The 11,685-nt window shown below is 44.3% G+C and carries 10 protein-coding genes; 2 read left to right on the top strand and 8 right to left on the bottom strand.

What is annotated here, in order from left to right:
- Window positions 1–38: 38 nt before the first annotated feature.
- The 6 genes from ACYQ28_RS16075 to ACYQ28_RS16050 all read right to left on the bottom strand — a co-directional run bounded on the left by ACYQ28_RS16075 (window position 39) and on the right by ACYQ28_RS16050 (window position 8,281).
- The gene (locus ACYQ28_RS16075) at window positions 39–371 is read right to left on the bottom strand and encodes a hypothetical protein (protein ID WP_460051735.1); all 333 of its coding nucleotides are present in this window, start codon (window positions 369–371) and stop codon (window positions 39–41) included.
- An 867-nt stretch (window positions 372–1,238) separates the two neighbouring features.
- Window positions 1,239–2,273 (bottom strand): transposase, encoded by a 1,035-nt coding sequence (locus ACYQ28_RS16070; RefSeq protein ID WP_460051821.1) that lies wholly within the window; start codon window positions 2,271–2,273, stop codon window positions 1,239–1,241.
- A 159-nt stretch (window positions 2,274–2,432) separates the two neighbouring features.
- On the bottom strand, window positions 2,433–2,660 hold the full coding sequence (locus ACYQ28_RS16065; RefSeq protein ID WP_460051733.1) for a hypothetical protein: 228 nt from the start codon (window positions 2,658–2,660) through the stop codon (window positions 2,433–2,435).
- Window positions 2,661–2,825: 165 nt separating this feature from the next.
- Entirely contained in the window at window positions 2,826–3,170 is a 345-nt protein-coding gene (locus tag ACYQ28_RS16060; RefSeq protein WP_460051732.1) for a hypothetical protein, read from the bottom strand.
- A 1,017-nt stretch (window positions 3,171–4,187) separates the two neighbouring features.
- Window positions 4,188–5,258 carry a site-specific tyrosine recombinase XerC gene (xerC, locus tag ACYQ28_RS16055; protein ID WP_460051730.1) on the bottom strand — a complete coding sequence of 357 codons (1,071 nt, stop codon included), beginning with the start codon at window positions 5,256–5,258 and terminating at the stop codon, window positions 4,188–4,190.
- A gap of 2 nt (window positions 5,259–5,260) precedes the next feature.
- On the bottom strand, window positions 5,261–8,281 hold the full coding sequence (locus tag ACYQ28_RS16050) for a CHC2 zinc finger domain-containing protein (protein WP_460051728.1): 3,021 nt from the start codon (window positions 8,279–8,281) through the stop codon (window positions 5,261–5,263).
- A 180-nt stretch (window positions 8,282–8,461) separates the two neighbouring features.
- Between ACYQ28_RS16050 and ACYQ28_RS16045 the strand changes: the two genes are divergently transcribed.
- Window positions 8,462–8,794 (top strand): helix-turn-helix domain-containing protein, encoded by a 333-nt coding sequence (locus ACYQ28_RS16045; protein ID WP_460051727.1) that lies wholly within the window; start codon window positions 8,462–8,464, stop codon window positions 8,792–8,794.
- A gap of 85 nt (window positions 8,795–8,879) precedes the next feature.
- On the top strand, window positions 8,880–9,146 hold the full coding sequence (locus ACYQ28_RS16040) for a SymE family type I addiction module toxin (RefSeq protein ID WP_460051725.1): 267 nt from the start codon (window positions 8,880–8,882) through the stop codon (window positions 9,144–9,146).
- 44 nt (window positions 9,147–9,190) lie between these two features.
- Here ACYQ28_RS16040 and ACYQ28_RS16035 read toward each other — a convergent pair whose 3' ends face one another.
- Window positions 9,191–9,556 (bottom strand): hypothetical protein, encoded by a 366-nt coding sequence (locus tag ACYQ28_RS16035; protein ID WP_460051724.1) that lies wholly within the window; start codon window positions 9,554–9,556, stop codon window positions 9,191–9,193.
- Window positions 9,557–10,613: 1,057 nt separating this feature from the next.
- On the bottom strand, window positions 10,614–11,684 hold the full coding sequence (gene xerC, locus ACYQ28_RS16030) for a site-specific tyrosine recombinase XerC (protein ID WP_460051730.1): 1,071 nt from the start codon (window positions 11,682–11,684) through the stop codon (window positions 10,614–10,616).
- Window position 11,685 lies beyond the last annotated feature (1 nt).

The raw sequence follows: 11,685 nt of genomic DNA, 5'->3' as shown, positions 1-11,685 counted from the left end.
GTTACAGAACAACTAAAAGCTTACATCAAATAAACGAACTACTGAGCAATTTGATAACCAATGGTTACTTCAGACTCCGGTAATGTGCGATGAAAACGCTGAACCCTAGACAATTGATCATTTTCTGATTTAAACAGCCAAATCAATTCGCCATTAAAATCTTTTAATACAATTTTATCTGACAACACCTGAACAACCGTTGCATCGAACAATACAGCACCAACATCGATTATTTTCGTTGTCTTATCGGTTAAGCGAACAACTGCACGACCATCTTGAGGGGACAGCGCGATAATAAAAAGATCATCCACTGCAGCATGAGAAAACGTGTTTGCAAAGAATAATAACCAAACGAGAGACCATTGCTTCATCGTATAAATACTTCCAAAATAAAGTGACAACCAAATCTATCTTGGAGTTAACCTGAAGCCATTATTGATACACCTTCAATAAATAAGCTAAAACGCCGAAGACGCGGCAGTATACAAATTACAAAATCTCTCTTCAATAAACTATCGACTTAATTTCAGCGAATAAAAAACTTATTTTCATAGTATAAACTTTAGCATTAATATGCTCATTTTTTTTCATTAATAAAACAAACTTATAAAGCAAAAATAAACCCAAAAAAAATTAAGCACACAAACAATAAAAATAGACAGCAAGATGAAATCAATATTTACTATTTGTTTACACTGTGAATATTAAAAATCATAAAGACCATTATCTAAACTTTTAATACGAATACTAATGAGGAATAAAAAGGCAAAGTTTCACACTCATAAAAGCCATTTAACAATGCAAACAAATTAAATAATTATTAACCAACACAGCTTAAAACTTAAAATTGACTATAAGATATCTAAGAGGAGATTCATAACTATTTATGCTCGGAGAGGGGATTGTTTTATAGATGTTAGAGGTACTGCCACGAAATGCATAACGAAATCTATACCCGTTGAATGTCTACAAATTTAAGGTAATCTAGAAGAACCCAAAACATTGATTTAAAAAATCACCAAAAAAACCTATAACACTCCCATATTCGACCAAAATTTAGCTTTCAACACTAATTTCATTAGCGTTACAAGATACCTAATTTTTATTTACTTAAAACCTAATTAAAATCGGAATATTTAGGAGATATTTTTTAAAATATAATCAGTCTAATATTTACTCGGACAATAGTAAGAAAAATTACTAGTATGAATAATCGTAATTTTTTGACCCATTGTATATTAAGATACTAAACCAATACCTTTATACCAAGATTTGTTGTCTTTTTCGGATTTAGTCTTTAAGGTTTCTTTTGAACCAGCATTTGAAGCGTACAAAGAGGAGAAATTTTTAACGTGTGTAATCCACTGTTCTGGATTAAGCCCAAGAGTGTGAATAGCTTTTTCAGATATGTCAGAGATAAAACCACGTTTGTCATCACGAATGCAACGCCCGGTGATTTCGACTAACTCTAGATAATCAGCAAATGTGATTGGAATTGCTTCGGCAATATCAGTGTGCACACTGCCATGAAGTGGTTTTAGATGAGATTTTGGTAGGGATTCTAGTTGAAGTAATTTTTCTATTTTCTGTTGTTTTTTAACTTTTGATTGGATTCGTTTTTGATTGCTTTTTGTTAATTTGAGATTGATTTTTTCCTCATGAGTATCTGAATTTTTTTCCTGTTTTGAATTTTTATCAGCTGTACTTTTAGCAGTGACGAAATCGAAAATACGCTGCTGGATGGAGGTAAAATCACTATCAATTAAGTCGTCAGCAATACCCGCACGGACTGGATTTAAATCGACATAAGCCATACAAGTGAGCAATGCCTGCTCATCCAACAATGCCTGAGATTTAAAGCGCCCCTCCCAAAATCGACCTTTGCAATTGTCTTCCTCGTTAGCCATGCGCGCAATAGTTTCATTCACGCCGCGCATAAACCAACTAATTGACGTTAATCGCTCGCGCCATTGCTCGATAATTTCTTCGGCTTTTTTAAGTTCCGCTTTCGACATTTCAGCACGAAAAGCGATCCATTTTTGAATTAACTTATCGCCTTTGTACAACTGCAACCAACGCTCAACAACCTCATCCAAACTCCAGTTTTCGGCACGACTTTTATCCACATGCAAAATTACATGGTAATGATTGCTCATCACCGCGTAAGCACAAATATCGATGGCATAAACGTAGGATAAAAAACGAAGACGGGAGACCAACCACTGCTTGCGGTGATCGAAATTCCCACCGGTTTCATAATCATCACCACACAAAAAAGCACGGCGCACACAGCGAACCATGCAGTGATAAAACGGCGTGTCTTCGATTGAGACTTGTTCGGAACGAGGTTTAGTCATGGTTTGGGATTATGACAGAGGAGAAAAGTGAAGTTAAATTTATGGATGTCCTATTTATTTCCTCAACGTGCAAAATCACGTGGTAAGGTAATGATTACTCATCACCGCGTAAGCACAAATATCGATGGCGTAAACATAGGATAAAAATCGAAGGCGAGAGACCAACCACTGTTTGCGGTGATCGAAATTCTCGCCGGTTTCATAATCATCGCCACACAAAAAAGCACGGCGCACACAGCGGACCATGCAGTGATAAAACGGCGTGTCTTCGATTGAGACTTGTTCGGAACGAGGTTTAGTCATGGTTTGGGATTATGGAAGAGGAGAAAAGCAAAGTCAAATTTATGGATGTCCTTTTTATTTTCTTTTTTCGTGGTAGAGAATAAAAGTTAAATCAAATTTATGGATGTCCTATTTTCTCTTTATAACTGCGGGGCATTATTCATTGCGGGGCATTATTCATTGCAGCTAAATCAGTTCAGCAAAAAACTCTTCGCAATAAAAAGAAAATGCATCTTCTTCTTGCTCCGCAATTTTGTATGTACCACCCTCAAGCTGTCGGACACGAATGTCTTCTATATTAACAAGTAAGCCTGGCATTCCTTCAACATTTGCAATTTTGATATCAAAGGCATTCGTACAACGCACTCGTAAGTCAGTAGAATCACCATCGCCGAGATTACTTAAAATAATTTCCACTTCATACAAAGAACAATTATCTTCACTTATATTTCTCTTTAAATTTATAGATTTTAAAAATCTATAATGCCGAGGCGTTAAAGCAGCAAACTCTTCAACACTATTGTATATCATGGTTGATATTCTCCTGGAATATGATCACCAGTACTCCGTCCAAGAGGGAATTCAGCATTATATTCTTTGGTATGGTGATGAGTATCTGGAATGCCATCAGTTTTATTTCCAGCATTGTAATCTGTTCGACCTATTAGGCGACCGTACTCATCATAATGAGCCTTCCACGGTTCAACTCTGCCCTGATCATTAATATGTTGCCCTTCTAGAGTCTCCGTGCCGGGAGCTGTTTTCTTTGGAGCCTTAGATTTAAAGACTTCATCAGGGAAGGTTCCCTTCTTTGTAACATCAAGACACCCTGATGTTCGTCGTAGACTAACCCGCCACTTTTCCTAACGCCTTCAACCACTTAAAGAGCCTGCACCCCAGGTGCGCAACGATTCTAGCAAGTTAAAAGCCCCGACGCACTTTTGCTTTTAACTGAGCTGCCGAGGATGGACAGCTTGCGCGCTTTTTGCGCAAGGTGGCCACCGCAGGGAGCCACGTGCGGCGGTAACTGGCGGGAAGAAGCGCGGACTAGACCCGCACGTAACTTGCTGAACCCAGCTTACAGCGACATGCTTTTGCCCTTAGTGGCTTTTGTTTTTAGCAAGCACTAAGCACCGCCAGGTGCTTATGTGGCCAGCGTTTTTTTGCTGGCCATCACGGGGCAGCGCGGCGGAAGATGGCTGGCATGGAGTGGCGGGAGCATTGGCGGCTTTTGGCCAATGCGGACAGAACGCAATGCAAGACACCTGAAGTGCGCTGGGCAAGGTGCGCGCAGGGCTGCGGGCTATGGAAGCTGCGCGCTTAGAGACTGGAAGGGTTTGGCGTGACCTTTGCTTTTTTTTGCAAAGGGCATGACAAGCCCTGGAAGGAACGGGCCGCAACATTATTGCAAGCTCTCTTACGGAGTGATTCACTTTCAGGTTTGCACCAGGGTAGGCTGGCGCCTGACCTTGCTGGTCTTTTTAGCAAGGGCTGTGACAGCCGGAGGAAGAAGTCAGATGTCCGCCATAAACAAGCGCTTTTGCTCTTTTAGTCTTTTTCTTCTTCCGCTTCTTCGGCGGCTAAGAGGGAGAGTAATGTCTCTTCGTCTGGTTCCGTTTCTTGCTCTGGCTGCTGTGCTCGCATCATCTTGGCGGGGTGTGTTGCGGTGTGGATGTCTTTGAGTTTTCGGATACTGACTTGGGTGTAGATTTGCGTTGTCTCAAGGCTTACGTGTCCAAGCATGGCTTGGATAAAGCGAACGTCTGCGCCGTTCTCCAGCATCAAGGTGGCCATCGTGTGGCGGAACAAGTGACAGCTTCCACGCTTGCCAATGTCGGCCATGTCGATGTATTCCCGCACCATTTGCGTTAATCGGTTTGCGGTAAAGGCTTGGCTCAAGTTAGTCAGGAACAAGGTGCCCTCGTCGTCTGGCATCGTTAAGCTTGGTCGCACTTCTACTTGGTATTTTTCGATCCATTTTAAAGCGCGTTCGCCTATTGGGATCATTCTGTCTTTCTTCCCTTTGCCCTGCCTCACCATCACGGTTCCGCGTTCGGTATCGATGTCGAACAACTTCAGGTTTATTAATTCCATTCGACGCATTCCTGTTGAGTAAAGCGTTTCTAATATCGCTCGATCTCTCACGCCCGTTGGTGTGTAGGTGTTGGGCTGGTTGATGATGGCTTCGGACTCGGCCACCGTTAATATATTTTTAGGCAGTCGTCGTTCAAGGCGTGGCAAGTCCAAGTCACTGGCGGGGTTGTACAAGATATAGTTTTGTCTTGCTAACCATTTGAACCAGGCTTTAATCGGTGCAACTCTTACGTGCTGGCTTCGCGTTGATAATGGCTCACCGTCACGCTCTTTTCGATACATAAACAAGTAACGCTGATAGCGTTCGATAATCGGCTTGGTAATTTCGGGCGGTTTTGTGAGTCCGCGTTCATCACACCATTGGATAAAGTAACGCAGATACACTTCGCGGTTTTCAATCGTCTTTGGTGAGTAGTTTTTTTCAGCTTGCCAAAGTAAAAAGCGGCGCATGTAATTAAATAGGCTTTCTGGGTCGTTGGGATCGCCTATCGGTGGGCGTGGTGTTTTCTCTCCTTTCTTCGGCATTGCTACACATCCATTGTGATGGTGTCGTTACGATGCGATGCAACTAACTTTTCTACGGGAACAGTGCTTTTTAAGTCACTTTTACTGCTATTGCCGTTTAAGCCTTTATTTGTAGTATTTTTTTCATTTTCATCACCACAACCACTATCCAACTTAGCACCAACTTGGGGGCAACTTGAGTCCAACTTATTCTCTTTTTGCCCCAACTTATTTTCATCGTAGCCTTGGTTTCGTAATGTATTTACGTCCACCAAGCCAGCAAGTTGGGGCTGATTTGATTCTATGTCGCCAGTAAATAGCAGCTCATATTCCATTGATTGACCACGGCCACCACGATGAACCAACAAGTACTCTAAGTCTTGTAAACGTTGGCAATGCACCTTGAGTTGATTATCACTCCAGCCTGTTGCATCGCGTATTTCTCGGCGGCTAAAGCGGTAGTCTTGTTTTTCCAGTTTCAACTCGGTGCAACGCTGGCTCACCATATCGTTAATCAACATGAGTAAACGCCGTGTTTGCGGCGGTAGCTCATCCAGGGTGCGGCCTAGTATTTCATTGGCTAAACGGTTGGCGGTGTCGATGTCTTCTAGCGTGACCTCAATGTATTTCAGTTGCTTGCCGTTATGCGTCACGGTTTTTATTTCACGCTGATATTGGTGCAATAAAGCAATGGTGCGGATTAAGGTTAAGTACTTCATGTGGTCGCGCCGGGTGCGGGTTTTATCGCTTAAGAAGCTCAACTGATTGGCAAAGGGATTGACTACCTTTAGCGGTCTTAACAGGCGCTGTGCGTTTCTGTGCAAGCTTATGATGTGCTGTTTTTCTTCATTGGCTAATAAGCCTTCCAGCATTTCACCTAAACGCTGTTGTGAGTGGATCGCTTCGGTTTGTTCACGGTTTTCATTCACCGTTAACACTAAGCAGCGGTTCATTAACTCTTCGTCAATGTCGATTGCAGTGGTGGTTAGGAACAACATCACCGGCCCTTCAACACGGTATTCCTGGGTAGTCAGATTCCCTGTCGTAGCATCCTTGCCTGTTGACGCAATCGTCACTTCCCCTTCGGATTGCAGAAGCTTTAAAGCGTAACTCGCATTCTCTGCGCCTTCTTCTTCAGCAATGGCCAGTATTTTATGTTTGAGGTTGGTTTCACCCATATAAAACAGGCTTTGGCCTGTCATCGCGGAGTATTGCACCCGCTCTTCTTCGGGCATTAAGTTTAGGACGGCATCCATTAGCGAGCTTTTACCGGCAGCGCTTGAGCTTTGGATTATTACAGCCAAGGGCTTATCCAGTTTTCGTGATACACCAGCCAGATATCCAACAAGTTTATTGGTTTCTTCCCCAACCACACCGGCACGATTAAAGTCTTCAAGAATACGGCTAAGAAGTGATGGGTCTTTCAGTAATTCGAGGGCGGCACTTTGCTCTTCATCGCTCAGACTTACCTTTTTTTCTTCCGACTCCAGTGCGCCTTTGATTTGTTTTTCTTGCAGCTCTTCTAGTTTCAATAAGACTTTGCCCAGGTCTTTTTTAATCGCATCATCTTTTAAACCCAGTTCGATACTGGCTTGCTTGATGTAAGCCGCTCGATGTCTTGCGCTGTAGATGTCGAGTGTATCCACGTAAAAATTATCATCACGGCTCACCAGTACATTAACTTTGAGTTGGTCGTAACTCATATTTTTTGAGATACCCCGAACACGATAACGGCGGTCGCCTAGTTCGATTATGGTTTCATGTTCGCTAACTTCAGCACTTACGTTATCGGCGGGTTCTGGTAGTGGTGAGGCGTTGGTGGTTTCTGGTATTGCCGCAACTTCGGGTTGTTCTGGCTCGAAGATTTCGCCGGTGTCAGGATCGAAGGCAGGCTCAACGGTATTTATTTCTAATTGCCTTTCGGGAGCTTTACCGCTTCCCATCCATTCCGCATTACGGATCACTAAGCCCAATGTTTTTTGAGCTGGGGTAACTTGTTGGGCATACTCGTTAACATCCATACCTTTGGGCAACAGGATTCTAAAACAGTCGATGCCTTCGGCTTGTAATTCCTTTGCTAGTTTCTCTGCTGCGTTATTGCCTGCTTCGTCTCGATCATAAGCAATGAGTACACGTTTAATGTCGTACTGTTTAAAGGCGGCTAAGTGGGAAGAGGTAAAACCGGATGTACCATAGCTCGCGGTGACATTTCTAAAACCGTGAACCCAGAAGGTCATGGCGTCGATTAAGGCTTCACACAAGATAATTTCATTTGAAGCTTTAAAGGCTTCGATATTCCACACACCTTCATGCGGCCCAGGTAAGTACAGGTGTTGGGCTGTGCCTTTGCGTAATCGGCTGCCTAATATTTTACGGCCATACACTTCAGTGATTACGCCGTTTTCATCGATGATGGGAACGACCAACGAGCCGTTAAAGTGTTCATGGCCGCTATTTCTAAGAATGCCTATTTCTTGAAGCTTACCGCGTAATTCAGCACCGGCTTTTCGATTCTTTTCTGGCAAGCGATAACCCAAGGTGCGATTGGCAAAGCCTAATTTAAAACGGTCAATCAGTTCGGGATTATCCAAACCTCTCGAACGTAAATACTCTTGTACCTCTGGGGCTTGTTTGAAGGTCTCGTGATAGTAGTCAATGACTTGGCTTAAGGCGGTCTGACTATCCGCATTGGCGGCTAAGGGTGGAGTCAGTTTTGTGGTGGTGTTTTTAGTCGGTGCCTTGCTCGTAGTTTCGGTGATTAGTCCTAAGTCTTTCTGTAGTAGCTCGCAGGCAAAGCGGAAGCTGACACCCTGTGTTTTCATTACCCAGTCAATGACACTGCCACCAGCACCACAGCCAAAGCAGTGGAACAAGTTGGTTTTAGGACTGATCACACAAGAGGCGGTTTTTTCTTCATGGAACGGGCAACTCACCACATAGTCTTTGCCTTGCTTGGTCACGGTGTAGCCTTGGCTTTCGACCAATCGCAATAATGAGACCTCGGATTTCAGTCGTGCGATCTCACTTTCTGCGATTCTTGCCATTTTTTTCACCTAATTTTTTAGTCACCTATGGGTGACAAACAATACGGATGCGTGCTAATCTTGTCAACACCTATCAGTATTGTTTATCACCGACACGTCCTATAAATTCGCACTAAAGCGTGCTTTCAGCGGATTAAAAGAACGGTTAGGTGATATTTGATGAGTAATAGCGAGACGACTTTGGCTAAACGACTACACGACTTACGCAAAGAGAAAGGCTTATCTCAGCCTGAGCTGGGACAGTTGATTGGCACATCCGGTGCGATTATCGGTCGCTATGAACGCGGCGAGATGTCACCGTCTGTTGAGGTGGCCAAGAAGCTGGCTGATGCTTTAGAAGTCACAATGGATTATCTAGTGGCGAATAAGGCTTTACCAACTGCTCTCCATGACAAAGCCATGATGGAACGCTGGCAGCAAGTTGATGCACTTAACCCAGCAGACAAAGAGCGGATTTTATTTGTCGTAGATAGTTTGGTTCGGGATGCCAAGGCACGGCAAGCATACTCATAAGCAATGGCGATAGGCATAAAGCACTGACCTGAAGGGCGGCAACCCAACAGGCCAGCTATCACAACAACCTATACACGAGGTTATCATGAGTAGCTACGATTCTAACTGCCTGTGGCAGATTCAGGAACCAGCAACGTCGTATTCATCCGACAATCAGCAACACATTACTAAACAAGTCACCGTTCAATCCACTGGCTACCCGCCTTTAAAAAACGATAACGGCGCTGGCGCTTGGCGTAAAATTCCTTGGATTAATTTACGGGGGTTTTGGCTTGAACAAGCCGGATTTGAGATTGGGACGCCTTACACCATTGAGGTGTATGACAAGAAACTGGTTTTTACTGTGGTTTAAATAAGTAGCCCCGCATTTGCGGGGCTAATTAACAAGTTTGGTTTTTATCCTTCACTCAAAATACTTTCTTTTTCTGAGTTAAATACATCAACCGCATCCGGCTCCCCATCAAAATAGGACTCCCAAAACCCAGGTTCGACCCAAAGTTTTGGAGCCAATTCAAAATAAGATTCAGCCTCATAATTCGCCACCCAACTTGATGGTAACTTCTTATTTACCAACTCAAATTGATCAGCTTTATACATGCCAGGTGTTCGGCCATCATCAGAGAGCAATCGATATTCGGCTGGTTGGCTATCCGCAATAAAAACAGATAAAACATGATATTCCTTACCAACCGTTAACCAGGAGCTATTCTTCAAAGACTCTCCTGTTTGTGCGTCTATCAATTTAATACATTTAACTTTCATGCATTACCCGCCTGACTTTGAATTAAAGATAGCCTTGTAATCTTGGCCATAAAACACTTCTCCAGTCTTATCATTCTTATAAAAATGCGTCTGGAAATTACCTGACGGAGACTGGAAAGTCTCTGTTGTATATTTACTGTAACCTTTAGGAATGGCTGAGTTTTTAATCTGAGACGAATCAATAATTTTTGTAGAGTTTTTAATAGTCCCTTCAGTGAGACCACCACTAGCATTGAAAGGAGATCTCGCAGATTCATTAGTTAGCTGTTTCGCTAACTTCGGGCCATTAGCAATATTATCTGCTTCTCTAAGTCCACTCTTTGTAACATCAAGACACCCTGATGTTCGTCGTAGACTAACCCGCCACTTTTCCTAACGCCTTCAACCACTTAAAGAGCCTGCACCCCAGGTGCGCAACGATTCTAGCAAGTTAAAAGCCCCGACGCACTTTTGCTTTTAACTGAGCTGCCGAGGATGGACAGCTTGCGCGCTTTTTGCGCAAGGTGGCCACCGCAGGGAGCCACGTGCGGCGGTAACTGGCGGGAAGAAGCGCGGACTAGACCCGCACGTAACTTGCTGAACCCAGCTTACAGCGACATGCTTTTGCCCTTAGTGGCTTTTGTTTTTAGCAAGCACTAAGCACCGCCAGGTGCTTATGTGGCCAGCGTTTTTTTGCTGGCCATCACGGGGCAGCGCGGCGGAAGATGGCTGGCATGGAGTGGCGGGAGCATTGGCGGCTTTTGGCCAATGCGGACAGAACGCAATGCAAGACACCTGAAGTGCGCTGGGCAAGGTGCGCGCAGGGCTGCGGGCTATGGAAGCTGCGCGCTTAGAGACTGGAAGGGTTTGGCGTGACCTTTGCTTTTTTTTGCAAAGGGCATGACAAGCCCTGGAAGGAACGGGCCGCAACATTATTGCAAGCTCTCTTACGGAGTGATTCACTTTCAGGTTTGCACAATGGTAGGCTGGCGCCTGACCTTGCTGGTCTTTTTAGCAAGGGCTGTGACAGCCGGAGGAAGAAGTCAGATGTCCGCCATAAACAAGCGCTTTTGCTCTTTTAGTCTTTTTCTTCTTCCGCTTCTTCGGCGGCTAAGAGGGAGAGTAATGTCTCTTCGTCTGGTTCCGTTTCTTGCTCTGGCTGCTGTGCTCGCATCATCTTGGCGGGGTGTGTTGCGGTGTGGATGTCTTTGAGTTTTCGGATACTGACTTGGGTGTAGATTTGCGTTGTCTCAAGGCTTACGTGTCCAAGCATGGCTTGGATAAAGCGAACGTCTGCGCCGTTCTCCAGCATCAAGGTGGCCATCGTGTGGCGGAACAAGTGACAGCTTCCACGCTTGCCAATGTCGGCCATGTCGATGTATTCCCGCACCATTTGCGTTAATCGGTTTGCGGTAAAGGCTTGGCTCAAGTTAGTCAGGAACAAGGTGCCCTCGTCGTCTGGCATCGTTAAGCTTGGTCGCACTTCTACTTGGTATTTTTCGATCCATTTTAAAGCGCGTTCGCCTATTGGGATCATTCTGTCTTTCTTCCCTTTGCCCTGCCTCACCATCACGGTTCCGCGTTCGGTATCGATGTCGAACAACTTCAGGTTTATTAATTCCATTCGACGCATTCCTGTTGAGTAAAGCGTTTCTAATATCGCTCGATCTCTCACGCCCGTTGGTGTGTAGGTGTTGGGCTGGTTGATGATGGCTTCGGACTCGGCCACCGTTAATATATTTTTAGGCAGTCGTCGTTCAAGGCGTGGCAAGTCCAAGTCACTGGCGGGGTTGTACAAGATATAGTTTTGTCTTGCTAACCATTTGAACCAGGCTTTAATCGGTGCAACTCTTACGTGCTGGCTTCGCGTTGATAATGGCTCACCGTCACGCTCTTTTCGATACATAAACAAGTAACGCTGATAGCGTTCGATAATCGGCTTGGTAATTTCGGGCGGTTTTGTGAGTCCGCGTTCATCACACCATTGGATAAAGTAACGCAGATACACTTCGCGGTTTTCAATCGTCTTTGGTGAGTAGTTTTTTTCAGCTTGCCAAAGTAAAAAGCGGCGCATGTAATTAAATAGGCTTTCTGGGTCGTTGGGATCGCCTATCGGTGGGCGTGGTGTTTTCTCTCCTTTCTTCGGCATT

It is taken from the genome of Sessilibacter sp. MAH1, assembly GCF_054658315.1.
Note: the sequence above shows the minus strand (reverse complement) of the source record. Positions and strands in the feature narration are given on the sequence as shown.